Origin of the sequence: Mesorhizobium sp. M0715 (assembly GCF_040320355.1) — a bacterium.
Classification (GTDB): domain Bacteria; phylum Pseudomonadota; class Alphaproteobacteria; order Rhizobiales; family Rhizobiaceae; genus Mesorhizobium.
Genome location: NZ_JAMYPL010000009.1, coordinates 1 through 25,622 on the forward strand (window position 1 = coordinate 1; position 25,622 = coordinate 25,622).

Consider the following 25,622-nt stretch of genomic DNA (forward strand, 5'->3'; position numbering starts at 1 on the left):
CTTGTTGTTGTGTGGTGTGGGTGTTTTTTTTTATATTTTTAGCGAGTCTGCGTCATTTCAACAAACACTCCCATAACCCTCACCCCCCCCCGGCGGGGGGGGGGTGGGGGCCGCCCCGCCCGGGACCACGCGCTGCCGCGTTTGATGTCGGACGATGCGGACAGCGCAACCGAAAGGGGGCCGAATGAACTGGCTTGAAAACTTGCGGCGCAGTTTCCTTGACTGGCAAGCCATGGCGGACGTGCTGCCAAGCATGATCACCATCGGATTGAAGAACACCTTGATCCTCGCGGCCGCATCCACGGTGCTGGGTGTCGTGCTCGGCATGATCCTGGCAGTCATGGGCATCTCGCAATCGCGCTGGCTGCGCATTCCGGCCCGGGTCTACACGGACATTTTCCGTGGCCTTCCGGCGATCGTCACGATCCTTCTGATCGGCCAGGGCTTTGCGCGCATCGGCCGTGAAATCTTTGGGCCTTCGCCCTTTCCGCTCGGCATTCTGGCCCTCAGCCTGATCGCCGGCGCCTATATCGGCGAAATCTTCCGCTCGGGCATCCAGAGCGTCGAGCGCGGGCAAATGGAAGCCTGCCGGGCGCTCAGCATGAGCTACGGGCAGGGCATGCGCCTGATCGTCATCCCGCAGGGCATCCGCCGCGTCCTGCCGGCGCTGGTCAACCAGTTCATCGGCAACGTCAAGGATTCGAGCCTCGTCTACTTCCTCGGTCTGCTCGCATCGGAGCGCGAGATTTTCCGCGTCGGTCAGGACCAGGCGGTGGTCACCGGAAACCTGTCGCCATTGCTGCTGGCCGGCGTGTTCTATCTCGTGATCACCGTGCCGTTGACCCACGTGGTTAATTACATCGACAACTCGCTGCGGGTCGGAAAGCAAAAGGCAGGCCTCGTCACCAGCGGCCTTGCCGAGGTGAGCGAACTGGAGAGCGCCGTCGGCAGCCCGCTCTCCGAGGCCAGCCCTGAAGACAGCTCGGCGCTTTCACGCTTCAAGGGTGGTAGTCTCGCCGTCACCAATCTCGACATGGCCTATGGCGATCTCGATGTCCTGAAGGGCGTCAGCCTGACGGTCAAGCCGGGCACGGTCACCTGCGTCATCGGTCCGTCAGGGTCGGGCAAGTCGACCTTGCTGCGCTGCCTTAACCGCTTGGTCGAGCCCAAGGGCGGTGACGTGCTGCTCGATGGCGCGAGCATCCTGGCGATGAAGCCCGAAAAGCTGCGCCGGCGTGTCGGCATGGTGTTCCAGCAGTTCAACCTGTTTCCCGACCACACAGCCCTGGAAAACGTCATGCTGTCGCTGACCAAGGTCAAGGGCCTTCCGGTGCGGGAAGCCGAGCGCATCGCCGAGGCGCGCCTCGCCGATGTTGGCCTTGCCGCACGCAAACACCATCGTCCCGGCAGTCTTTCCGGTGGCCAGCAGCAGCGGGTGGCAATCGCCCGTGCACTGGCAATGGACCCTGAGGTGATCCTGTTCGACGAGGTGACGAGCGCTCTCGATCCGGAACTGGTGAAGGGCGTTCTCAACCTGATGGCTGACCTCGGCCGACGTGGCATGACAATGGTCGTGGTGACCCATGAAATGGGTTTTGCCCGCAAGGTCGCCGATCAGGTCATCTTCATGGATGAGGGCCGTGTCATCGAGGCCGGCACGCCCGCTGCGATCTTCGACACTCCCAAAAGCGCGCGCTTGAAGCACTTCCTCGCCGAAGTGCTGTGATCCGCATCGCCATCTGGCCGATATGCGTGGAACGCCTTCGGTCGCTCAATCCACTCTCTACACAGTGAAAGAACATCTCATGGTTACATCGCATCCGGTCTCGAAGGTCGTCGTTGTCGGAGGCGGCATTTTCGGTGTCTCCACAGCCGTTCATCTCGCGCGGCTTGGCATCGAAACGATCCTCGTCAACGATGGACCGCTTGCCAAGGGGGCGTCGGGCCGCTCGCTCTCCTGGCTCAATTCAGCGCGCAAGCGGTCGGCTGAGTATCATCGCTTGCGCATGATCGGTATCGACCGCTACCGGACGTTGTCGGCGAGATATCCGGATGCTGCGTGGCTGCGTTTCGATGGCGGCCTGACATGGGATGCGGACGACGCCTCGAACCAGATTGCTGATGTCTTCGCCCATGAAAAGGATCTCGGCTATGACGCACAGCACCTGACCGCGGCCGCCATAGCGGCGGTCACACCAGGCGTTGCCGCAGGCGCCGTCACGCCGCAGGGAGCCATTTTCAACCCAGGGGAAGGCTGGGTCGACCTGCCATCGCTGATCGATGCATTAATTGCGGAGTTCGTGGAGCGCGGCGGGCGACTGGTCACCGATGCCGGCAGGGCCACGGTCACGGTTGTCGATGGTCGTGCCACTGGCGCCACCACGACCAGCGGCATCGACTTTCCTGCCGATGCAGTCCTCCTGGCGACCGGCAGTGATGTGCCGCGAATGGTTGCGGCCACAGGCCACCATATCGAGGATGGGACGCCGATCGCGCTGCTGGTCAGGACCAAGCCGGTCGATTTGGCTCTTCGGGCCGTGCTCAACACGCCGCGCGTCGCCATCCGCCCGACGCCGGACGGAGCCCTCGCGCTCGATTCCGCCTGGTCGGAAGAAGAGGTAATCATCAATGCAGACGGCACCTATGGGGTGAAGGGCTCGACGATTGATGGACTTCTTGAACAAGCCGCGAAGGTCCTCGAGGGACATCCAAAGCTGGAATTGGAGAGTTATGGTGTCGGCCCCAAGCCGATTCCGGGCGACGGCGAGCCGGTCTTCGGCTTGTTGAAAGATATCCAGGGATACTACGTCGCCTTCAGCCACAGCGGCGCGACGCTTGGCCTGATCGCCGGTGAACTCATTGCCGACGAGATCGCCACCGGAAGAGAGCACCCGCTGCTTGCCAAGTTCCGCCCAAGCCGCTTTGCTTAGGCTTTCGGAATTGTTTCGTGTGGCCATCAGCGACATTTCTGCGGTCTGCCCTTTGAAAATCGGCGACCCGCTTGCCATATTAGCCCGATTGGGGCATAAGAGCGCCATAGCCGGGACGGAACGACTGGATGGTTCCGAGGCGGTGTTTGGTCATAAAGCGGAGACTTGCCACTTGCGTGGATCAAGAATCGGTTTTATGTAGACGAAACAGACACGCGACGCGTGGAGCTGGGAAACCGGCTTTACGCGTCTGATTTGCATGGGCGAAATGATTGCGCTGATTCGGCGCGAAATTCGCTCAGGCGGTACGTCCCGGCCAGCGGGATCATCCAGGAGACCCGGCCAACGGGTCTTGAAGACAGAGCGGCATATGGCTTCGAAAACCACAAATCCTTTCGTCTTTCTCCAGCAGGTCCGCGCGGAGACCGCCAAGGTGACTTGGCCGTCGCGGCGCGAAACGATGATCTCGACGGTGATGGTTCTGGCCTTCGCAGTGATCGCGATGATCTTTTTCTTCACCGCCGATCAGCTCATGGGCCTTGCGGTCGAACAGATTCTGGGCATCGGACGCTAAGTCCGGCGATTACGGAGAAGTCTTGAAATGACCGCGCGCTGGTACATCGTCCACGCCTATTCGAACTTTGAAAAGAAGGTCGCCGAGGATATCGAGAACAAGGCCAAGCAGAAGGGCCTGTCCGCCGACATCCACCAGATCGTGGTTCCGACCGAGAAGGTCGTCGAAGTTCGCCGCGGCCGCAAGGTCGATGCCGAGCGCAAGTTCTTCCCGGGCTATGTGCTGCTGAAGGCGAATTTGACCGACGCTGTGTTCTCGCTGGTCAAGAACACACCGAAGGTCACCGGCTTCCTGGGTGACTCCAAGCCGGTGCCGATCACCGAGGCGGAAGCGCAGCGCATCCTGAACCAGGTGCAGGAAGGCGTCGAGCGGCCCAAGCCCTCGGTCACGTTCGAGATCGGCGAAGCGATCCGCGTTTCGGATGGTCCCTTCGCGTCGTTCAACGGTTTCGTCCAGGAAGTGGACGAGGAGCGGGCGCGGCTCAAGGTGGAAGTTTCGATCTTCGGGCGCGCCGTGCCGGTCGATCTGGAATTCGGACAGGTCGAAAAGGGCTGATCCGAAATCCCTGACGCCGGTTTGGCGATCAGGGGAGGCGGCGCGGAAGCGCGGCCTGAGAACGGTGGGAGACGAATGCGGCTTTAGCCGGCCGCATGGATCGCACCACCAGACTGCAACCGCCGGCATGACCGGCATAGACAAAGGCAGGAAAAGAGATGGCTAAGAAAATTGCAGGCCAGCTCAAGCTCCAGGTGAAAGCGGGATCGGCTACGCCGTCTCCCCCGATCGGCCCGGCGCTTGGTCAGCGTGGCATCAACATCATGGAGTTCTGCAAGGCGTTCAACGCGCAGACCCAGGAAATGGAAAAGGGATCGCCGGTTCCGGTCGTCATCACCTACTATCAGGACAAGTCCTTCACCTTCGTCATGAAGACGGCGCCGGTGAGCTACTTCCTGAAGAAGGCAGCGAACCTGACGTCCGGTTCCAAGGAGCCGGGCAAGGTCAAGGCCGGTACGGTTTCGCGTGACAAGGTCCGCGAGATTGCCACCGCGAAGATGAAAGACCTGAACGCAAACGACGTCGAAGCGGCCATGCGCATGGTCGAGGGCTCCGCCCGCTCGATGGGTCTGGAAGTGGTGGGCTAAGATCATGGCAAAGATTGCAAAGCGTGTATCGAAGACCCGCGAAGGCATCGATCCCAACAAGGCTTATGCCCTGGGTGATGCGCTGAAGCTGCTCAAGGACCGTTCCTCGGTGAAGTTCGATGAGACCATCGAAGTCGCCATGAATCTCGGCGTCGACCCGCGCCATGCCGACCAGATGGTCCGCGGCGTGGTCAACCTGCCGAACGGCACCGGCCGCTCGGTGCGTGTCGCCGTGTTCGCCCGTGGCGACAAGGCCGACGAAGCGCGCGCCGCCGGCGCCGACATCGTTGGTGCCGAGGATCTGGTCGACATCGTCCAGAAGGGCACGATCGATTTCGATCGCTGCATCGCCACGCCGGACATGATGCCGCTGGTCGGTCGTCTGGGCAAAGTGCTCGGCCCGCGCGGCATGATGCCGAACCCGAAGGTCGGCACCGTCACCACCGACGTTGCCGCCGCCGTCAAGGCATCCAAGGGCGGCGCCGTCGAGTTCCGTGTCGAGAAGGCTGGCATCGTCCATGCCGGCGTCGGCAAGGTCTCGTTCGACGTCAAGGCGCTGGAAGAGAACATCCGCGCCTTCGCCGATGCGGTGACCAAGGCAAAGCCGACTGGCGCCAAGGGCAACTACGTCAAGAAGGTGTCGGTCACCTCGACGATGGGCCCGGGCCTCAAGCTCGACGTCGCGACGCTCAACGCGTCCTGATACGAACATTTGGATCGGCCGCTAAGCGGCTGATCCGCAAGTGAATTCCGGGCCTCCGACCTAGTTGGCGGCCCGGTGCCGGAAGTCGAAAGGCTTCCGGACATCCTGTCCGAGATTGCAGGCGGCCCAGAAGCCTTAATTCGATTTGGGCCTGCATGAGACGGGTGAAGACCGGACAACGGAGCGATTGCTCCAATGAAAGGTTCGAACCGTGTTTGCCTTTTGTCTGCGCATCGCCGGCTTGACTGTCGATGTGGCGAAAGGGGGCAGGATCCTCGAGCGTCGTTCGGGAGATCCGTTACTGGATGGCCCGGCCGACAAAAGGCAACCCGACGCCTGTCCTCGTCAATGGGATGTTCCCGTTAACAGGATTGGGGTCAACTGGAGATAGGCAGTGGACAGAGCGGAAAAACGCGAACTCGTCACGGGCCTGAACGGTGCGTTCTCGAACGCAGGTTCAGTGGTCGTGGCCCACTACGCCGGTATCACCGTCGCGCAAATGAACGACCTTCGGTCGAAAATGCGCGCCGCCGGTGGCACCGTCAAAGTCGCGAAGAACCGTCTCGCCAAAATCGCTCTTCAGGGCACGGACTCCGCATCGATCATCGAGCTGTTCAAGGGACAGACGCTGATTGCTTATTCGGAGGATCCGATTGCGGCGCCGAAGGTCGCGTCCGATTTCGCCAAGGGAAATGACAAGCTCGTCATTCTCGGCGGCGCAATGGGCACCACCTCGCTCAATGCCGACGGTGTGAAGGCACTCGCCACACTTCCGTCGCTCGATGAGCTGCGCGCCAGGCTGGTTGGCATGATCGCCACGCCGGCAACCCGGATCGCCCAGATCGTCAATGCGCCAGCGGCCTCGGTCGCGCGCGTCATCGGCGCTTACGCCCGGAAGGACGAGGCGGCATGAGGCCGTTCCTCGCTATCACAAACACACGTTCGAACCTTATGAAGGAACACAACAATGGCTGATCTCGCAAAGATCGTAGACGACCTTTCGAAGCTGACCGTCCTCGAGGCGGCCGAGCTGTCGAAGCTTCTGGAAGAAAAGTGGGGCGTTTCCGCCGCTGCTCCGGTGGCTGTTGCCGCCGCTGGCGGTGGTGCGGCCGCGGCTGCTCCGGTCGAGGAAAAGACGGAATTCGACGTCGTCCTCACCGAGGCAGGCGCTCAGAAGATCAACGTCATCAAGGAAGTCCGCGCCATCACCGGTCTTGGCCTCAAGGAAGCCAAGGATCTGGTCGAAGCGGCTCCGAAGCCGGTCAAGGAAGCCGTTTCCAAGGCCGACGCTGACAAGTTCAAGGCCCAGCTGGAAGCAGCCGGCGCCAAGGTCGAACTGAAGTAAGCGTTAAAGCGGCGGACGGCCTCGCGCCGTCCGCCACTCCCTTCGCCCGAAGGGAGAGCGCGTAACGCGAGATCTGCGAGAACCTCTTTCCTGAGGGCCGAAAACCGGCCTTCAGGAAACGGGTTTTCTCCCGTTCTAGCCGGCCGCCGACAGGCGCCGGGAAAACAGACAGAGGGTTGCCGCCAAGGTGGCCCAGCATGCAAGGCGAGCCGCGGCGAGGCTCGTCCCGAGTTTAGAGCTAAGGAGCGACGATGGCCCAGACCCAGACTTTCAATGGCCGCAGACGCGTACGCAAGTTCTTCGGAAAGATTCCGGAAGTTGCGGAGATGCCGAACCTGATCGAGGTTCAGAAGGCATCCTATGACCAGTTCCTGATGGTGGCGGAGCCCAAGGGTGGGCGTCCGGACGAGGGACTGCAGGCCGTTTTCAAGTCGGTCTTCCCGATCTCCGATTTTTCCGGCTCCTCGATGCTGGAGTTCGTGAAGTACGAGTTCGAAGGACCGAAATTCGACGTTGACGAATGCCGTCAGCGCGACCTCACCTATGCCGCGCCGCTCAAGGTGACGCTGCGCCTCATCGTGTTCGATATCGACGAGGATACCGGCGCCAAGTCCATCAAGGACATCAAGGAGCAGGACGTCTACATGGGCGACATGCCGCTCATGACGCTGAACGGCACCTTCATCGTCAACGGCACCGAGCGCGTGATCGTTTCGCAGATGCACCGTTCGCCGGGCGTTTTCTTCGACCATGACAAGGGCAAGTCGCACTCGTCGGGCAAGCTTCTGTTTGCCGCGCGCGTCATCCCCTATCGCGGCTCGTGGCTCGATATCGAGTTCGATTCCAAGGACGTCGTGCACGCCCGCATCGATCGTCGCCGCAAGATTCCGGTGACGTCGCTGCTGATGGCGCTCGGCATGGACGGCGAAGAGATCCTGTCGACCTTCTACAACAAGATCACCTACAAGCGCGCCGGCGACCATTGGCGCATTCCGTTCAACGTCGAGCGTTTCCGCGGCCTCAAGGCCGTCGGCGACCTGGTCGATGCCGATACCGGCGAAGTCGTCGTCGAAGCCGGCAAGAAGATCACGGCACGTCAGGCTCGGGCGCTTGGCGAAAAGGGTCTGAAGGCGATCAAGGCGACCGACGAGGATCTGCTCGGCAACTACCTGGCCGAGGACATCGTCAACTACGCCACCGGCGAGATATTCCTCGAAGCCGGGGACGAGATCGACGAGAAGACGCTGAAGGTTCTGCTCGGCACCGGCGAAGACGAGATCAAGGTTCTCGACATCGACCACGTCAATGTCGGCGCCTATATCCGCAACACGCTCAACGTCGACAAGAACGAGAGCCGCCAGGACGCGCTGTTCGACATCTATCGTGTCATGCGCCCCGGCGAGCCGCCGACGCTCGAAACCGCCGAAGCCATGTTCAACTCGCTGTTCTTCGACAGTGAGCGCTACGATCTGTCAGCCGTCGGCCGCGTCAAGATGAACATGCGCCTCGAACTCAAGGCCGAGGACACCGTGCGCGTGCTGCGCAAGGACGACATCCTGGCCGTGGTCAGGACGCTGGTCGAACTGCGCGACGGCAAGGGCGAGATCGACGACATCGACAATCTCGGCAACCGCCGCGTGCGTTCGGTCGGCGAGCTGATGGAAAACCAGTACCGCGTCGGCCTGCTGCGCATGGAGCGCGCGATCAAGGAGCGTATGTCCTCGATCGAGATCGACACGGTCATGCCGCAGGACCTGATCAACGCCAAGCCGGCGGCTGCCGCCGTGCGCGAGTTCTTCGGTTCCTCGCAGCTGTCGCAGTTCATGGATCAGACCAACCCGCTGTCGGAGATCACCCACAAGCGCCGCCTTTCGGCGCTTGGACCGGGCGGTCTGACCCGCGAGCGCGCCGGCTTCGAGGTGCGCGACGTGCACCCGACGCATTACGGCCGCATCTGCCCGATCGAGACGCCGGAAGGCCCGAATATCGGTCTGATCAACTCGCTGGCCACCTTCGCACGCGTCAACAAGTACGGCTTCATCGAGAGCCCGTACCGCAAGATCGTCGACGGCAAGCTGACCAATGACGTCGTCTATCTCTCGGCGATGGAAGAGGCCAAGCACCACGTCGCGCAGGCCAACGCCGAGCTCGACAAGAACGGTGGTTTCGTCGACGAATTTGTCATTTGCCGCAGTGCCGGCGAAGTGATGATGGCGCCGCGCGAAAACGTCGATCTGATGGACGTGTCGCCCAAGCAGATGGTGTCGGTGGCCGCGGCCCTGATCCCGTTCCTGGAAAACGACGACGCCAACCGCGCTCTGATGGGCTCGAACATGCAGCGTCAGGCCGTGCCGCTGGTGCGCGCCGAGGCGCCGTTCGTCGGCACCGGCATGGAGCCGATCGTCGCCCGTGACTCGGGCGCCGCCATCGGCGCCCGCCGCGGCGGCATCGTCGACCAGGTGGACGCGACGCGTATCGTTATCCGCGCCACCGAAGATCTCGATCCGGGCAAGTCCGGCGTCGATATCTACCGGTTGATGAAGTTCCAGCGTTCGAACCAGAACACCTGCATCAACCAGCGTCCGCTGGTTCGCATGGGTGACCTCGTCAACAAGGGCGACATCATCGCCGACGGTCCGTCGACCGAGCTCGGTGATCTGGCGCTCGGCCGCAACGTGCTGGTCGCGTTCATGCCGTGGAATGGCTACAACTACGAGGACTCGATCCTCCTGTCCGAACGCATCGTGGCCGATGACGTCTTCACCTCGATCCATATCGAGGAGTTTGAGGTCATGGCGCGCGATACCAAGCTCGGGCCGGAGGAAATCACGCGCGATATTCCGAACGTCTCGGAAGAAGCGCTGAAGAACCTCGACGAAGCCGGCATCGTCTACATCGGTGCGGAAGTTCAGCCGGGCGACATCCTGGTCGGCAAGATCACGCCGAAGGGCGAAAGCCCAATGACGCCGGAAGAGAAGCTTCTGCGCGCCATCTTCGGCGAAAAGGCATCCGATGTGCGCGACACCTCGATGCGCATGCCTCCTGGCACTTTCGGCACCGTCGTCGAGGTGCGCGTCTTCAATCGCCACGGTGTGGAGAAGGACGAGCGCGCCATGGCGATCGAGCGCGAGGAGATCGAACGCCTCGCCAAGGACCGCGACGACGAGCAGGCCATTCTGGACCGTAACGTCTACGCGCGTCTTTCCGACGTGCTCGTCGGCAAGGAAGCGATCGCCGGACCGAAGGGCTTCAAGAAGGGCTCGACGCTGTCCAAGGATACGCTCGACGAGTATCCGCGTTCGCAGTGGTGGCAGTTTGCCGTGGAGAACGAAAAGCTCCAGAGCGAACTGGAAGCCCTGCGTGGCCAGTACGACGATTCCAAGAAGGCGCTCGAACAGCGTTTCATGGACAAGGTCGAGAAGGTCCAGCGCGGCGACGAAATGCCTCCGGGCGTCATGAAGATGGTCAAGGTCTTCGTGGCCGTGAAGCGCAAGATGCAGCCCGGCGACAAGATGGCCGGCCGTCACGGCAACAAGGGTGTCGTGTCGCGGATCGTTCCGGTCGAGGACATGCCTTTCCTCGAGGACGGCACGCATGCCGATATCGTGCTCAACCCGCTGGGTGTGCCGAGCCGCATGAATGTCGGCCAGATCCTGGAAACGCATCTGGGCTGGGCATGCGCGGGCATGGGCAGGAAGATCGGCGAGCTGATCGACACGTACAAGGCAGCCGGCGACATCAAGCCGCTGCGCAAGACGCTCGAGAGCTTCATCCCGGCCAACGACCGCAACGAGCCGGTTCGTGACTATGACGACGAGAGCATCGTTCGCCTCAGCGAGCAGATGCGCCGCGGCGTCTCGATCGCGACCCCGGTGTTCGACGGCGCGCATGAGGCTGACATCAACATCATGCTGGAGCAGGCGGGCCTGCACACCAGCGGTCAGTCGCAGCTCTATGACGGACGCACGGGCGAGCCGTTCGATCGCAAGGTGACGATGGGCTACATATATATGCTCAAGCTTCACCATCTCGTGGACGACAAGATCCACGCGCGTTCGATCGGTCCGTACTCGCTCGTCACGCAGCAGCCGCTGGGCGGCAAGGCGCAGTTCGGTGGCCAGCGCTTCGGCGAGATGGAAGTCTGGGCGCTCGAAGCATACGGCGCCGCCTACACGCTGCAGGAAATGCTGACGGTGAAGTCCGACGACGTCGCCGGCCGTACCAAGGTCTACGAGGCGATCGTCCGTGGCGACGACACCTTCGAGGCCGGCATCCCCGAGAGCTTCAACGTTCTCGTCAAGGAAATGCGGTCTCTCGGCCTCAATGTCGAGCTGGAGAACACCAAGCTCGACGACAACCCTGTCCGGCTGCCCGACGCGGCCGAGTAAACAAGACGCTCGGTCGCGGAAATCGCGACCGAGCGCACCAAATTGTTCGGCCGGTGGCCGACACACGACGGCGGGCGTTTGGCTCGCGACTAGATGCAAGGGGTCTTCGAGGATCCCGAAAAGGAGAACGGCATGAACCAAGAGGTCATGAATCTCTTCAATCCGCAGGCGCCTGCGCAGGTGTTCGATTCCATCCGGATATCGCTTGCCAGCCCTGAGAAGATTCTGTCCTGGTCTTTCGGCGAGATCAAGAAGCCGGAGACCATCAACTACCGCACCTTCAAGCCGGAGCGTGACGGTCTGTTCTGCGCGCGCATTTTTGGCCCGATCAAGGACTATGAGTGCCTGTGCGGCAAGTACAAGCGCATGAAGTACAAGGGCGTCATCTGCGAGAAGTGCGGCGTTGAAGTCACGCTGTCGCGCGTTCGCCGCGAGCGCATGGGCCATATCGAGCTGGCGGCACCGGTCGCCCATATCTGGTTCCTGAAGTCGCTGCCGTCGCGCATCGGCACGCTGCTCGACATGACCCTGAAGGACATCGAGCGCGTCCTCTACTTCGAGAACTACATCGTCACCGAACCTGGCCTCACCGCGCTGAAGGAGCACCAGCTGCTCAGCGAGGAAGAGTACATGATCGCCGTCGACGAGTATGGCGAGGATTCGTTCACCGCCATGATCGGCGCCGAGGCCATTCACGACCTTCTGGCCGGCATGGACCTGGAGAAGATCGCCGGCGACCTGCGTTCGGAACTGGCTTCGACCACCTCCGAGCTGAAGCAGAAGAAGTATCTGAAGCGGCTCAAGGTCGTCGAGAACTTCATGGAATCCGGCAACCGTCCGGAATGGATGATCATGAAGGTGGTTCCGGTGATCCCGCCGGACTTGCGCCCGCTGGTTCCTCTGGATGGTGGACGCTTCGCCACGTCGGATCTGAACGACCTCTATCGCCGCGTCATCAACCGCAACAACCGTCTGAAGCGGCTGATCGAGCTGCGCGCTCCCGGCATCATCGTGCGCAATGAAAAGCGCATGCTGCAGGAAGCCGTCGATGCGCTGTTCGACAACGGCCGCCGCGGCCGCGTCATCACCGGCGCCAACAAGCGTCCGCTGAAGTCGCTGTCCGACATGCTCAAGGGCAAGCAGGGCCGGTTCCGTCAGAACCTGCTCGGCAAGCGCGTCGACTATTCCGGCCGCTCGGTCATCGTGACCGGTCCGGAGCTCAAGCTGCACCAGTGCGGCCTGCCCAAGAAGATGGCGCTCGAACTGTTCAAGCCCTTCATCTACGCCCGTCTCGACGCCAAGGGTTACTCCTCGACCGTCAAGCAGGCGAAGAAGCTGGTCGAAAAGGAGCGTCCGGAAGTCTGGGATATCCTCGACGAGGTCATCCGCGAGCATCCGGTGCTGCTGAACCGTGCGCCGACGCTGCACCGTCTCGGCATCCAGGCGTTCGAGCCGATCCTGATCGAGGGCAAGGCGATCCAGCTGCACCCGCTGGTCTGCACGGCCTTCAACGCCGACTTCGACGGCGACCAGATGGCCGTTCACGTGCCGCTGTCGCTGGAAGCGCAGCTTGAAGCCCGCGTGCTGATGATGTCGACCAACAACATCCTGCACCCGGCTTCCGGCGCGCCGATCATCGTGCCGTCGCAGGACATGGTTCTGGGTCTCTACTATCTCTCGATCGTCAACCAGAACGAGCCGGGCGAAGGCATGGTGTTTGCCGATATGGGCGAACTCCAGCACGCGCTCGAGACCAAGGCGGTGACGCTGCACTCCAAGATCAAGGGTCGTTTCCGTACGGTCGACGCCGAAGGCAAGGTCGTGTCGAAGATCCATGACACCACGCCTGGCCGCATGATCATCGGCGAGCTTCTGCCGAAGAACGTCAACGTGCCTTACGAGACCGCCAACCAGGAGATGACCAAGAAGAACATCTCCAAGATGATCGACACCGTCTACCGCCACTGCGGTCAGAAGGAGACGGTCATTTTCTGCGACCGCATCATGGCGCTCGGCTTCAGCCATGCCTGCCGTGCCGGCATTTCGTTCGGCAAGGACGACATGCTGATCCCGGATGCCAAGATCAAGCTGGTCTCCGACACCGAGGCTTTGGCCAAGGAATACGAGCAGCAGTACAATGACGGTCTGATCACGCAGGGCGAGAAGTACAACAAGGTCGTCGACGCCTGGGCCAAGTGCTCGGAAAAGGTCGCCGACGAAATGATGGCCCGCATCAAGGCGGTCGAGTTCGAGGACAATGGCCGTCAGAAGCCGATGAACTCGATCTACATGATGTCGCACTCCGGTGCGCGTGGCTCGCCCACCCAGATGCGTCAGCTCGCCGGCATGCGCGGCCTTATGGCCAAGCCGTCGGGTGAAATCATCGAGACGCCGATCATCTCGAACTTCAAGGAAGGCCTGACCGTGCTCGAGTACTTCAACTCGACCCACGGCGCCCGCAAGGGTCTGGCCGACACCGCCTTGAAGACGGCGAACTCGGGTTACCTCACCCGTCGTCTGGTCGACGTGGCGCAGGACTGCATCGTCAACTCCGTCGACTGCGGCACCGACAAGGGCCTCACCATGCAGCCGATCGTCGATGCCGGTCAGGTCGTCGCTTCGGTCGGCCAGCGCGTGCTGGGCCGTACGTCGCTCGACGACATCACACATCCGGTGTCGGGCGAGATCCTGGTCAAGGCCGGAACGCTGATGGACGAGCGTGACGTGGAACAGATCGAAAAGGCCGGCGTCCAGTCGGTCCGCATCCGCTCGGCACTGACTTGCGAAGTCAGGGTTGGCGTCTGCGCGGTCTGCTACGGTCGCGATCTTGCCCGCGGCACCCCGGTCAACCAGGGCGAAGCCGTCGGCGTCATCGCGGCGCAGTCGATCGGCGAGCCGGGCACGCAGCTCACCATGCGTACCTTCCACATGGGCGGTACCGCGCAGGTGGTGGACAGCTCGTTCCTTGAAGCCTCGTATGAGGGCAAGGTCGAGATCCGCAACCGCAACGTGGTGCGCAACTCCGACGGCCAGCAGATGGTCATGGGCCGCAACATGGCGGTGCTGATCCTCGACGAAGCCGGCAAGGAGCGCGCCTCGCACCGTCTCACCTATGGTTCGCGCATCTTCGTGGACGATGGTGACAAGGTGAAGCGCGGCCAGCGTATCGCCGAGTGGGATCCCTATACCCGTCCAGTCCTCACCGAAATCGAGGGCAGGGTGTCGTACGAGGATCTGGTCGACGGCATTTCCGTTCAGGAAACGGCCGACGAGTCGACCGGCATCACCAAGCGTGAGGTCATCGACTGGCGCTCGACGCCACGCGGTAACGACCTGAAGCCGGCGATCGCGATCCAGGACGCCAAGGGCAAGGTCGGCAAGCTGTCGAAGGGCGGCGACGCGCGCTTCCTGCTCTCGGTCGAGGCCATTCTTTCGGTCGAGCCGGGCTCGCAGGTTCGTCCCGGCGACGTGCTGGCGCGTATTCCGATGGAAAGCGCCAAGACCAAGGACATCACCGGCGGTCTGCCGCGTGTTGCCGAACTGTTCGAGGCACGTCGTCCGAAGGATCACGCCATCATCGCCGAGATCGACGGCACGATCCGCTTCGGCCGCGACTACAAGAACAAGCGTCGCATCATCATCGAGCCGCATGACTCGACGCTTGAGCCGGTCGAATACCTGATCCCGAAGGGCAAGCCGTTCCATCTCCAGGACGGCGACGTCATCGAGAAGGGCGACTACATCCTCGACGGCAATCCGGCGCCGCACGACATCCTGGCGATCAAGGGCGTGGAGGCACTTGCTTCCTACCTCGTCAACGAGATCCAGGAAGTCTATCGTCTGCAGGGCGTGCAGATCAACGACAAGCACATCGAGGTGATCGTTCGCCAGATGCTGCAGAAGGTCGAGATCACGGTGCAGGGCGACTCGACCTACATTCCGGGCGATCATGTCGACGTGATCGAACTGGAAGAGGTCAACGAGCGTCTGGTCGAGGACGGCAAGAAGCCGGCCGAAGGCCTGCCGGTGCTGCTCGGCATCACCAAGGCATCGCTGCAGACGCCATCCTTCATCTCGGCCGCCTCCTTCCAGGAGACGACCCGAGTGCTGACGGAAGCCGCGGTTGCCGGCAAGACCGACATGCTGCAGGGACTGAAGGAAAACGTCATCGTCGGCCGGCTTATCCCGGCCGGCACCGGCGGCACGATGAGCCAGATTCGGCGCATCGCCACCTCGCGCGACGAACTGATCATCGACGAGCGCCGCAAGGCCTCGGGTGTGGAAGTCGCCGAGCCGATGCTGGCCGACATGACAACCGCCGCGCAGTAAGCGGACGGAAAGGGAAGAGGAAAAGGGGCCGAATGGCCCCTTTTCGCGTTTAGGTCTCCAATTGGATCGGAGAAGAAAACGATGAGCAAAAGAAGCTGGGCGGCAGTCGACGACTACATCGTCGGTTCCCTGTTTGAGGCGGACCCCGTGCTTGATGCCGTTCTGGCGGCCAACCACGATCAGGGCCTGCCGGCGATCGACGTGTCGCCGGCGCAGGGCAAGCTGCTTTCCCTTCTTGCGCGGATGCGGGGAGCCAAAAAGGTTCTCGAAATCGGCACGCTGGGCGGCTATTCGACCATCTGGATGGCGCGCGCACTGCCTGCCGACGGCAAGATCGTGACACTTGGACTCGACCCGCATCACGCCAGCGTCGCGCGATCGAATTTCGAGCGGGCAGGCGTCTTGGAGCGGGTGGAACTGCGGGTCGGTCCGGCGCTTCAGTCGCTTGCAGCACTTGGCGCCGAGCATGCCGGTCCATTCGACTTCATCTTCATCGATGCCGACAAGCCGAACAATCCGCACTACCTATCCTGGGCCATGCGGTTGTCGCGGCCCGGAACCGTCATCGTCTGCGACAACGTCATCCGCGACGGCGCAGTGCTCGATCAGGGTGGCCGTGATCCCAATGTAGAAGGGGCACGCGCCGCATTCTCGTTCATCGGCAGCGAGAAGCGTCTGGACGGCACCGCCATCCAGACCGTCGGCGCCAAAGGCTATGATGGCTTTGCCATTGCGATTGTGGAGTGACGGCCGATCGGCGAACAGCCAAGCCGCCCCTGTTCAATCGAAAAAAGCCTCGACCACGTTGCGCTTGCCGAGCATGAAGGCGTCGGCCACATGCTGGAGGGGCGCGAGGTCGACATCGGAGGTGCCGGCGCGCACGATTTCGGCAAAGCGCTTGTAGAGCATCGGGTACTCGGCCTCCGGCTCGTCATGAACCACCTTGCCGTCGATGGCGAGCTTCGAGCCGCCGCCCGACAGCACCATGGCGCCCTTGTCGGTCTCGGCCAGGATGTCCCAGCTTTGCGGGCCGGTCTGCAGCCAGTCGAGATCCATCGTCACCGGCAATCCATTCGAGGTGCGGAAGGCGACGCGCGCGGCAACCGGGGAGGCGCGGTTTTCGGGAAAATCCAACACCGCCGAGGTGATGAACATCGCCGGCAGGATATGGGTGGCAATCGAGAGCGCGTTGATGCCGGGATCGAAGACGCCAAAACCGCCGGGAGCCCAGATCCATTCCTGGTTCGGGTGCCAGCGGCGCACATCTTCCTTCCAGTTGATGGCGGCCGACTTGATCTTGGACGTGTCGAGAAATGCGCGCGCGGCCTCGACCGCCGGCGCATAGCGCGAGTGCCAGCTGGCGAACAGCGAGACGCCGTTCTGCGCGGCCAATGTCTTGAGGTCCTCGACCTCGCTGACAGTGGCGCCAGGCGGCTTCTCCAGGAAGACATGCTTCTTCGCCATCAGCGCGGTGCGCGCCGCGTCGTAGCGGAACTGCGGCGGCATGCAGAGCGACACGGCCTCGAGTTCGGGAACGGCATCGAGCATGGCTTCGATATCAGTGAAATTGGGGATGTCTTCTACCTTGCCATGCCGGCTTGCGGCCGCGATGAGGCGATAGTCCTGGTCTTTCGCCAGAGCCGGCAGATGCTGGTCGTGGACGATCTTGCCGACGCCGACGATGCCTATCTTGATGGGCTGGGACACGGCCGCTCCGTCTGTTTGATGATGGTGATGGTTTCTTATCAGAACACTTGCCCCGGGCAAGCCGAAGCCGAGCAGGCAAGCTCAGCCTTCCTCGAGCGGCAGTGCACATTTTTGGCTGGGAAGGCCTCGGTCGCCGATTCGTCTCGGTAGCCGATTCGAAAGCTGGACCGGGAGGTCGGGGTCAGATCGGCACGTCGAAGGTGACGATCGACACTTCGCCTTCGAGCGCGCCCTGGAAGGCGGAGATATGCGGCTCTTCGTCGGGGATGCCGTCCATGTCGCCGATCTGGTCGAGCTCGGCCTCGGCGTACCCTTCGGCGGCAAGCGATTCGAGTGCCCGGCGCACCGCCGAATCGTCGTCGGGCGCAACCAGCATGACGTGGACGCCTTCCGGTTTGCCGCCTTTTTTCTTCCACACCCGGCCGGTGATGATGGTGACCGGGCGTTCTTCGTTGTCGTTCACGGGCCGATTCCTCTTGGCAGCGGGTGGGCGGGCGAGGGGGTTCTGACTGCTCATGCGGCCTTTTCGCATGAAGCAAGGCCGCGCAACAGCGCAAACCCATTCACTTTGCCTGAAGGCTTGTCACTTTCTTCCTCGCTCTTGCAAAAATGCGAAAGAAAATTACATGCGGTTTTCGCATGGCTGCCAAGCCTTGGTCGGCGCGCAATATTTGGTGCTCCGGGCTTGACGGTCCGCAGTCTTACGAGTAGAAGCCGCCCAGTCAGAACCGATGTGAGGCTCTCCCTTCCGAAGCGACACGCTTTGGAGTTTGCCTCAAACAGGGTTCGTTTTACGAGCGAAAAGACATTTCCGGCGTGCACGAAGCGGCTTCCGCTTCCTCTGCCTTTTGTTCGGGCAAGACCGCGAGGCGCGGTTTATGGCCCGAATTTGCGTATGGAAATGACGCTTTGAGCGGCCCTGACCGGGCGAGACACGGAATTGAGAGACAAGAGGGTTTAATGCCTACCGTCAACCAGCTGATCCGCAAGCCGCGCATTGCGCCGGTGAAGCGCAACAAGGTCCCGGCCATGCAGCAGAACCCGCAGAAGCGGGGCGTCTGCACGCGCGTCTATACAACGACGCCGAAGAAGCCGAACTCGGCGCTGCGCAAGGTGGCCAAGATCCGCCTGACCAATGGTTTTGAAGTGATCGGGTACATCCCCGGCGAAGGCCACAACCTTCAGGAACACTCCGTGGTCATGATCCGCGGCGGCCGCGTCAAGGATCTTCCGGGCGTTCGCTACCACATCATCCGCGGCGTGCTCGACACGCAGGGTGTGAAGAACCGCAAGCAGCGCCGTTCGAAGTACGGCGCCAAGCGTCCGAAGTAAGGGGCGTCCGAAGTAAGATTTTCCGGCCTTGGCGCTTCTTGAGTGCGTCGGGCTATGAGATTGAGAGACAAAAGCCATGTCGCGTCGTCACAGTGCAGAAAAGCGTGAGATCAATCCGGACCCGAAGTTCGGCGATCTGATCGTCACCAAGTTCATGAACGCCGTTATGTATGACGGCAAGAAGTCGGTCGCCGAGACCATCGTCTACGGCGCGCTCGACCAGGTTCAGTCGAAGACCAAGCAGGAGCCAGTCACCGTCTTCCATCAGGCGCTCGACAATGTCGCGCCGCATGTTGAAGTGCGTTCGCGTCGTGTCGGTGGCGCCACCTACCAGGTTCCGGTCGACGTGCGCCCCGAGCGCCGCCAGGCATTGGCCATTCGCTGGCTGATCGCGGCGGCCCGCAACCGCAACGAGACCACGATGGTCGACCGCCTCTCCGGCGAGCTGATGGATGCGGCCAACAACCGCGGCACGGCTGTCAAGAAGCGTGAAGACACCCACAAGATGGCTGAAGCCAACCGCGCTTTCGCGCACTACCGCTGGTAAAGCGCGAACGAGACTGAGAGGCAGCTACGATGGCCCGCGAATACAAAATCGAAGACTACCGCAATTTCGGTATCATGGCGCATATTGACGCCGGCAAGACGACGACCACCGAGCGCGTCCTCTATTACACGGGCAAGTCGCACAAGATCGGCGAAGTCCACGACGGCGCTGCCACCATGGATTGGATGGAGCAGGAGCAGGAGCGCGGCATCACGATCACGTCCGCCGCGACCACGACCTTCTGGAAGGCTCGTGACGGCAAGATGTATCGCTTCAACATCATCGACACCCCCGGCCACGTCGACTTCACCATCGAAGTCGAGCGTTCGCTGCGCGTTCTCGACGGCGCTATCGCGCTGCTCGATGCCAATGCCGGCGTTGAGCCGCAGACGGAGACCGTCTGGCGCCAGGCCGACAAGTATCGCGTTCCGCGCATGATCTTCTGCAACAAGATGGACAAGATCGGTGCCGACTTCTATCGCTCGGTCGAGATGATCGGTTCGCGCCTCGGCGCGCATGCCGTTGTCATGCAGCTGCCGATCGGCGCCGAGACCGAGTTCAAGGGCGTCGTCGACCTCGTCGAGATGAACGCGCTGGTCTGGCGCGACGAGACGCTGGGCGCTGCCTGGGATGTCGTCGAGATCCCGGACGACCTCAAGGCTCGTGCCGAAGAATACCGCGAGAAGATGATCGAGGCCGCCGTCGAAATGGACGAGACGGCGCTTGAGAATTACCTCGAAGGCAAGATGCCGTCGAATGACGAGATCCGCGCGCTGATCCGCAAGGGCACCATCGCGGTCAAGTTCTACCCGATGTTCTGTGGCTCGGCCTTCAAGAACAAGGGCGTGCAGCCGCTGCTCGACGCCGTCGTCGAATATCTGCCGTCGCCGGCCGATGTTCCCGCCATCAAGGGCGTCGATGCCAAGACCGACGCGGAGATCGAGCGTCATGCCGACGACAACGAGCCGCTGTCGATGCTCGCCTTCAAGATCATGAACGACCCGTTCGTCGGTTCGCTGACCTTTGCCCGCATCTATTCGGGCAAGCTCACCAAGGGCATCTCGGTCGACAACACCGTGAAGGGCAAGAAAGAGCGCATCGGCCGCATGCTGCAGATGCATGCGAACTCGCGCGCCGACGTCGAAGAGGCTTTTGCAGGCGACATCGTTGCTCTTGCCGGTCTCAAGGACACGACCACCGGTGACACGCTGAGCGATCCGCTGCATCCGGTCATTCTCGAGCGCATGGAATTCCCCGATCCGGTCATCCAGATCGCCATTGAGCCGAAGACCAAGAACGACCAGGAAAAGATGGGCCTCGCCCTTCACCGCCTGGCCGCCGAGGATCCGTCCTTCCGCGTCAAGACCGACGAGGAAAGCGGCCAGACCATCATTTCCGGCATGGGCGAACTTCACCTGGACATCATCGTCGACCGCATGCGTCGCGAGTTCAAGGTCGAGGCCAATGTCGGCGCACCGCAGGTGGCTTATCGCGAGACCATCACCCGCAGGCACGAGCAGGATTACACGCACAAGAAGCAGACCGGCGGTACCGGTCAGTTCGCTCGCGTCAAGATCGTCTTCGAGCCGAACCCGGACAGCAGCGAGTTCGAGTTCGAGACCAAGATCGTCGGCGGCGCCGTGCCGAAGGAATACATCCCGGGTGTCGAAAAGGGCATCAACAGCGTCATGACCTCGGGTCCGTTCGCGGGCTTCCCGATGATCGGCGTCAAGGCGACCCTGATCGACGGCGCTTACCACGATGTCGACTCCAGCGTTCTGGCCTTCGAAATCGCCGGCCGCGCCTGCTTCCGTGAAGCCGCACCCAAGCTTGGCGTGCAGCTGCTGGAGCCGATCATGAAGGTCGAAGTGGTGACACCGGAAGATTACGTCGGCAGCGTCATCGGCGATCTGAACGGTCGTCGTGGCCAGATCCAGGGCCAGGAAGCGCGCGGCGTGGCCGTCGTCATCAATGCGATGGTGCCGCTCGCCAACATGTTCAAGTATGTCGACAACCTGCGCTCGATGAGCCAGGGCCGTGCGGCCTACACCATGCAGTTCGATCACTATGAGCCGGTTCCGACCGCAGTGGCTCAGGAAGTCCAGAAGAAATACGCCTAAGGGTTTCTTAGCCACCGGGTCGCGCTCCTTGCGCGGTGCCGGATCTGAAGAGCGAATAACAATATCCCCTTAGCGGGTAGAATAGACGGAGAACGATTATGGCCAAAGGTAAATTCGAGCGTAACAAGCCTCACGTGAACATCGGCACGATTGGCCACGTCGACCATGGCAAGACGTCGCTGACGGCGGCGATCACCAAGTATTTTGGCGAATACAAGCGCTACGACCAGATCGACGCTGCCCCTGAAGAAAAGGCGCGCGGCATCACGATCTCGACGGCACACGTCGAATACGAGACGGCTGCCCGCCACTACGCTCACGTCGACTGCCCCGGCCACGCCGACTATGTGAAGAACATGATCACCGGTGCCGCGCAGATGGACGGCGCGATCCTGGTCGTGTCGGCCGCCGACGGCCCGATGCCGCAGACCCGCGAGCACATCCTGCTGGCCCGTCAGGTCGGCGTGCCGTCGATCGTGGTGTTCCTGAACAAGGTCGACCAGGTCGACGACGCCGAGCTGCTCGAACTGGTCGAGCTCGAGGTTCGCGAGCTTTTGACCAAGAACGAGTTCCCCGGCGACGACATTCCGATCGTCAAGGGTTCGGCGCTGGCTGCTCTGGAAGACAGCGACAAGAAGATCGGTGAAGACGCGATCCGCGAGCTGATGGCTGCGGTCGATGCCTACATCCCGACGCCGGTTCGTCCGCTCGACAAGCCGTTCCTGATGCCGATCGAAGACGTGTTCTCGATCTCTGGCCGCGGCACGGTCGTGACCGGCCGCGTCGAGCGCGGCATTGTCAAGGTCGGCGAGGAGCTGGAGATCATCGGCATCCGTCCGACGACCAAGACGACCTGCACGGGCGTCGAGATGTTCCGCAAGCTGCTCGATCAGGGCCAGGCCGGCGACAACATCGGCGCGCTGCTGCGCGGCGTTGATCGCGAAGGTGTCGAGCGCGGCCAGGTTCTGGCCAAGCCGGGCACGGTGAAGCCGCACAAGAAGTTCGTGGCCGAAGCCTACATCCTGACCAAGGACGAAGGTGGCCGTCACACGCCGTTCTTCACCAACTACCGTCCGCAGTTCTACTTCCGCACGACCGACGTGACCGGCATCGTGTCGCTGCCGGAAGGCACCGAGATGGTGATGCCGGGCGACAATATCACGGTCGATGTCGAGCTGATCGTGCCGATCGCCATGGAAGAGAAGCTGCGCTTCGCTATCCGTGAAGGCGGCCGCACCGTCGGTGCCGGCATCGTCGTCACCATCAAAGAGTAATTTGGACTTAAACCGATCTGTCGCGGGCGCGGGAGTTGCCCGCGCCGCGCCAGAACAAGGAAGTGACGCATGAACGGACAGAATATCCGCATCCGCCTTAAGGCGTTTGACCACCGCGTGCTCGACGCCTCGACGAAAGAAATCGTGTCGACGGCCAAGCGTACCGGTGCAAACGTCCGCGGCCCCATTCCGCTGCCGACGCGGATCGAAAAGTTCACGGTCAACCGGTCGCCTCACGTCGACAAGAAGAGCCGCGAGCAGTTCGAGATGCGCACGCACAAGCGTCTGCTCGACATCGTCGATCCGACCCCGCAGACGGTCGATGCTTTGATGAAGCTCGATCTGGCCGCCGGCGTCGACGTCGAGATCAAGCTCTAAGGGAATGAGAGCGCGGTAAGGGGCGGTGCCCCTGGCCCGGAACTCTAAAGGAATTGAACCGATGCGTTCAGGTGTGATTGCAAAGAAGGTGGGAATGACCCGCATCTACAACGATGCCGGGGAACATGTTCCCGTCACCGTTCTCCTGATGGAGAACTGCCAGGTCGTGGCCCAGCGCACGCAAGAGAAGAATGGCTACACCGCCGTTCAGCTCGGCGTTGGCCTTGCCAAGGTGAAGAACACGTCGAAGGCGATGCGCGGCCATTTCGCGACCGCTTCCGTCGAGCCGAAGGCGAAGGTCGCCGAGTTCCGCGTCTCCGCCGACAACATGATCGATGTCGGCGCCGAGATCACTGTCGAGCACTTCGTCGCCGGCCAGAAGGTCGATGTGACGGGCACGACGATCGGCAAGGGCTTTCAGGGCGTCATCAAGCGCCACCACATGGGCGGTGGCCGTGCAACGCACGGTAACTCGGTTTCGCACCGTACGCACGGTTCGACCGGCCAGCGCCAGGACCCGGGCAAGGTGTTCAAGGGCAAGCATATGGCTGGCCACATGGGCGACACCCGCGTCACCACGCAGAATGTCGAGATCGTATCGACCGACGCCGACCGCGGCCTGATCCTGATCCGCGGTGCGGTTCCCGGATCGAAGGGCGCCTGGATCCTGGTCCGCGATGCGGCCAAGGTGGCACTGCCGGCCAATGCGCCGAAGCCTGCCGCGATCCGCGCCGTTGCTGCCGAAAGTGGCGCCAAGAACGAGGCTCCGGCCACAGAGGGAGCGGAATAATGGATCTCAAGATCACAACGCTGGGCGGCAAGGACGCCGGCAAGGTGGAACTCTCCGACGAGATTTTCGGCCTTGATCCGCGCGAAGACATCCTGCAGCGCGTCGTGCGCTGGCAGCTTGCCAAGAAGCAGCAGGGCACGCACAAGACCAAGGGTCGCGCCGAGATCGCGCGCACCGGCGCCAAGATGTACAAGCAGAAGGGTACGGGCCGCGCCCGTCACCATTCGGCACGCGCTCCGCAGTTCCGTGGCGGCGGCAAGGCCCACGGCCCGGTCGTTCGCAGCCACGAGCACGAATTGCCGAAGAAGGTTCGTGCTCTCGGCCTCAAGCATGCTCTCTCGGCCAAGGCCAAGAGCGCGTCGATCATCATCATCGACGAGCTGAAGCTGACCGAGGCCAAGACGAAGGCGCTGATCGCGAATTTCGCGACGCTGGGCCTGACCAACGCTCTGCTGATCGGCGGCGCCGAGCTTGACAAGAACTTCAAGCTGGCGGCGACGAACATCCCCAACATCGACGTGCTGCCCATCCAGGGCATCAACGTCTACGACATTCTGCGCCGCGGCACGCTGGTCCTTTCGAAGGCCGCCGTCGAGGCTCTCGAGGAGCGCTTTAAATGACCGACCTTCGTCATTACGACGTGATCGTCTCGCCGGCGATCACCGAAAAGTCGACCATGGCCTCCGAGCAGAACAAGGTCGTCTTCAACGTCGCCAAGAAGGCGTCGAAGCCGGAAATCAAGGCCGCCGTCGAAGCGCTGTTCGGCGTCAAGGTGATGGCCGTGAACACGCTTGTCCGCAAGGGCAAGATCAAGCGCTTCCGTGGCACGGTTGGCCGCCAGAGCGACGTCAAGAAGGCGGTTGTGACGCTGGCCGATGGTCAGTCGATCGACGTCGCGACGGGTCTCTGAGTAAGGCCGCGAGGACAGAACAATGGCACTGAAAAAATTCAACCCGGTAACGCCCAGCACACGTCAGCTGGTCATCGTCGACCGCGCGGGCCTCTACAAGGGCAAGCCCGTCAAGGGTCTGACCGAAGGCCTGACCAAGTCGGGCGGCCGCAACAATCACGGTCGCATCACCGCCCGCTTCATCGGCGGTGGTCACAAGCGTTCGTACCGCATCATCGACTTCAAGCGCCGCAAGTTCGACGTCGTCGGCACGGTCGAGCGCATTGAGTACGATCCGAACCGCACCGCCTTCATCGCGCTGATCAAGTATGATGATGGCGAGCTGTCCTACATCATCGCTCCGCAGCGTCTGGCTCCCGGCGACAAGATCGTCTCCGGTGAATCGGTCGACGTGAAGCCGGGCAATGCGATGCCGCTGGCTTCGATGCCGGTCGGCACCATCGTCCACAACATCGAGCTGAAGCCGGGCAAGGGCGCTCAGGTCGCCCGTTCGGCAGGTGGTTACGGTCAGCTGGTCGGTCGTGACCAGGGCATGGCGATCCTGCGCCTCAATTCGGGCGAGCAGCGTGTCGTTCACGGCTCCTGCATGGCCACTGTCGGTGCGGTGTCCAATCCGGACCACGGCAACATCAATGACGGCAAGGCCGGTCGCACGGTCTGGCGTGGCAAGCGCCCGCACAATCGCGGCGTGACCATGAACCCGGTCGACCATCCGCACGGCGGCGGCGAAGGCCGCACCTCGGGTGGCCGCCATCCGGTTTCGCCCTGGGGCAAGCCGACCAAGGGCAAGAAGACGCGGTCCAACAAGGCGACCGACAAGTTCATCCTGCGCTCGCGCCATCAGCGCAAGAGCTAAGAAGAGGTAACGCCAAGTGACTCGTTCGATTTGGAAAGGCCCCTTCATTGACGGCTACCTTCTCAAGAAGGTGGACAAGGTTCGTGAAGGTGGTCGCAATGAGGTGATCAAGATGTGGAGCCGTCGCTCCACCATCCTGCCGCAGTTCGTCGGCTTCACCTTCGGTGTCTACAACGGCCAGAAGCATGTTCCCGTCTCGGTGAACGAGGACATGGTCGGTCACAAGTTCGGTGAATTCGCTCCGACCCGGACCTATTACGGTCACGGCGCGGATAAGAAGGCGAAGAGGAAATAATC

The 25,622-nt window shown here is 62.0% G+C and carries 23 protein-coding genes; 21 read left to right on the top strand and 2 right to left on the bottom strand.

Features of this window, described 5'->3' with window-relative positions; all coding sequences use genetic code 11:
- The first annotated feature begins 184 nt into the window (after positions 1 to 184).
- The 11 genes from NKI21_RS13170 to NKI21_RS13220 all read left to right on the top strand — a co-directional run bounded on the left by NKI21_RS13170 (position 185) and on the right by NKI21_RS13220 (position 16,158).
- Positions 185 to 1,726 carry an amino acid ABC transporter permease/ATP-binding protein gene (locus NKI21_RS13170; RefSeq protein WP_023814286.1) on the top strand — a complete coding sequence of 514 codons (1,542 nt, stop codon included), beginning with the start codon at positions 185 to 187 and terminating at the stop codon, positions 1,724 to 1,726.
- A gap of 79 nt (positions 1,727 to 1,805) precedes the next feature.
- The gene (locus tag NKI21_RS13175) at positions 1,806 to 2,930 is read left to right on the top strand and encodes an NAD(P)/FAD-dependent oxidoreductase (protein ID WP_023814287.1); all 1,125 of its coding nucleotides are present in this window, start codon (positions 1,806 to 1,808) and stop codon (positions 2,928 to 2,930) included.
- A 370-nt stretch (positions 2,931 to 3,300) separates the two neighbouring features.
- Positions 3,301 to 3,504 carry a preprotein translocase subunit SecE gene (gene secE / locus NKI21_RS13180; protein WP_013531408.1) on the top strand — a complete coding sequence of 68 codons (204 nt, stop codon included), beginning with the start codon at positions 3,301 to 3,303 and terminating at the stop codon, positions 3,502 to 3,504.
- Positions 3,505 to 3,531: 27 nt separating this feature from the next.
- Entirely contained in the window at positions 3,532 to 4,059 is a 528-nt protein-coding gene (gene nusG, locus NKI21_RS13185; RefSeq protein ID WP_013531409.1) for a transcription termination/antitermination protein NusG, read from the top strand.
- Between the two features lie 158 nt (positions 4,060 to 4,217).
- The gene (rplK, locus tag NKI21_RS13190; protein WP_013531410.1) at positions 4,218 to 4,646 is read left to right on the top strand and encodes a 50S ribosomal protein L11; all 429 of its coding nucleotides are present in this window, start codon (positions 4,218 to 4,220) and stop codon (positions 4,644 to 4,646) included.
- A 4-nt stretch (positions 4,647 to 4,650) separates the two neighbouring features.
- Positions 4,651 to 5,349, top strand: coding sequence for a 50S ribosomal protein L1 (gene rplA, locus NKI21_RS13195; RefSeq protein ID WP_013531411.1), 699 nt, complete (start codon positions 4,651 to 4,653; stop codon positions 5,347 to 5,349).
- Positions 5,350 to 5,743: 394 nt separating this feature from the next.
- A complete protein-coding gene (gene rplJ, locus NKI21_RS13200; protein ID WP_013531412.1) occupies positions 5,744 to 6,262 on the top strand; it encodes a 50S ribosomal protein L10 in 519 nt (172 codons plus the stop codon).
- Between the two features lie 54 nt (positions 6,263 to 6,316).
- Positions 6,317 to 6,694: a 50S ribosomal protein L7/L12 gene (rplL, locus tag NKI21_RS13205; protein ID WP_027038853.1), complete on the top strand. Its 378-nt coding sequence runs from the start codon at positions 6,317 to 6,319 to the stop codon at positions 6,692 to 6,694.
- Positions 6,695 to 6,945: 251 nt separating this feature from the next.
- Complete coding sequence (gene rpoB, locus NKI21_RS13210) at positions 6,946 to 11,082, top strand: DNA-directed RNA polymerase subunit beta (RefSeq protein ID WP_023814288.1); 4,137 nt, start codon at positions 6,946 to 6,948, stop codon at positions 11,080 to 11,082.
- A 132-nt stretch (positions 11,083 to 11,214) separates the two neighbouring features.
- The gene (gene rpoC, locus NKI21_RS13215) at positions 11,215 to 15,411 is read left to right on the top strand and encodes a DNA-directed RNA polymerase subunit beta' (RefSeq protein WP_023814289.1); all 4,197 of its coding nucleotides are present in this window, start codon (positions 11,215 to 11,217) and stop codon (positions 15,409 to 15,411) included.
- 81 nt (positions 15,412 to 15,492) lie between these two features.
- The gene (locus NKI21_RS13220) at positions 15,493 to 16,158 is read left to right on the top strand and encodes an O-methyltransferase (RefSeq protein ID WP_023814290.1); all 666 of its coding nucleotides are present in this window, start codon (positions 15,493 to 15,495) and stop codon (positions 16,156 to 16,158) included.
- A 33-nt stretch (positions 16,159 to 16,191) separates the two neighbouring features.
- Here NKI21_RS13220 and NKI21_RS13225 read toward each other — a convergent pair whose 3' ends face one another.
- Positions 16,192 to 17,118, bottom strand: a complete 927-nt coding sequence (locus NKI21_RS13225) for a Gfo/Idh/MocA family protein (RefSeq protein WP_352865908.1) — start codon at positions 17,116 to 17,118, stop codon at positions 16,192 to 16,194.
- A gap of 181 nt (positions 17,119 to 17,299) precedes the next feature.
- A complete protein-coding gene (locus NKI21_RS13230) occupies positions 17,300 to 17,581 on the bottom strand; it encodes a transcriptional regulator (RefSeq protein ID WP_013531420.1) in 282 nt (93 codons plus the stop codon).
- A gap of 497 nt (positions 17,582 to 18,078) precedes the next feature.
- Between NKI21_RS13230 and rpsL the strand changes: the two genes are divergently transcribed.
- The 10 genes from rpsL (at position 18,079) to rpsS (ending at position 25,620) form a co-directional block, all read left to right on the top strand.
- On the top strand, positions 18,079 to 18,450 hold the full coding sequence (gene rpsL, locus NKI21_RS13235; protein ID WP_006333356.1) for a 30S ribosomal protein S12: 372 nt from the start codon (positions 18,079 to 18,081) through the stop codon (positions 18,448 to 18,450).
- A 76-nt stretch (positions 18,451 to 18,526) separates the two neighbouring features.
- Positions 18,527 to 18,997: a 30S ribosomal protein S7 gene (gene rpsG, locus NKI21_RS13240; protein WP_008875664.1), complete on the top strand. Its 471-nt coding sequence runs from the start codon at positions 18,527 to 18,529 to the stop codon at positions 18,995 to 18,997.
- 29 nt (positions 18,998 to 19,026) lie between these two features.
- A complete protein-coding gene (gene fusA, locus NKI21_RS13245; protein ID WP_352441556.1) occupies positions 19,027 to 21,117 on the top strand; it encodes an elongation factor G in 2,091 nt (696 codons plus the stop codon).
- A 98-nt stretch (positions 21,118 to 21,215) separates the two neighbouring features.
- Complete coding sequence (tuf, locus tag NKI21_RS13250; RefSeq protein WP_352441555.1) at positions 21,216 to 22,391, top strand: elongation factor Tu; 1,176 nt, start codon at positions 21,216 to 21,218, stop codon at positions 22,389 to 22,391.
- A gap of 69 nt (positions 22,392 to 22,460) precedes the next feature.
- On the top strand, positions 22,461 to 22,769 hold the full coding sequence (gene rpsJ / locus NKI21_RS13255; protein ID WP_010909272.1) for a 30S ribosomal protein S10: 309 nt from the start codon (positions 22,461 to 22,463) through the stop codon (positions 22,767 to 22,769).
- 61 nt (positions 22,770 to 22,830) lie between these two features.
- Positions 22,831 to 23,559: a 50S ribosomal protein L3 gene (gene rplC / locus NKI21_RS13260; protein WP_013531422.1), complete on the top strand. Its 729-nt coding sequence runs from the start codon at positions 22,831 to 22,833 to the stop codon at positions 23,557 to 23,559.
- Positions 23,559 to 24,179 carry a 50S ribosomal protein L4 gene (gene rplD, locus NKI21_RS13265; RefSeq protein ID WP_013531423.1) on the top strand — a complete coding sequence of 207 codons (621 nt, stop codon included), beginning with the start codon at positions 23,559 to 23,561 and terminating at the stop codon, positions 24,177 to 24,179. Before rplC ends, rplD begins: the two co-directional genes overlap by 1 nt.
- The gene (locus NKI21_RS13270) at positions 24,176 to 24,469 is read left to right on the top strand and encodes a 50S ribosomal protein L23 (protein WP_013531424.1); all 294 of its coding nucleotides are present in this window, start codon (positions 24,176 to 24,178) and stop codon (positions 24,467 to 24,469) included. The genes rplD and NKI21_RS13270 overlap by 4 nt, the downstream gene beginning before the upstream one ends.
- 22 nt (positions 24,470 to 24,491) lie before the next feature.
- Complete coding sequence (gene rplB, locus NKI21_RS13275) at positions 24,492 to 25,325, top strand: 50S ribosomal protein L2 (protein ID WP_352441554.1); 834 nt, start codon at positions 24,492 to 24,494, stop codon at positions 25,323 to 25,325.
- 16 nt (positions 25,326 to 25,341) lie between these two features.
- Positions 25,342 to 25,620 carry a 30S ribosomal protein S19 gene (gene rpsS, locus NKI21_RS13280; RefSeq protein WP_006205463.1) on the top strand — a complete coding sequence of 93 codons (279 nt, stop codon included), beginning with the start codon at positions 25,342 to 25,344 and terminating at the stop codon, positions 25,618 to 25,620.
- The last annotated feature ends 2 nt before the right edge of the window (positions 25,621 to 25,622 follow it).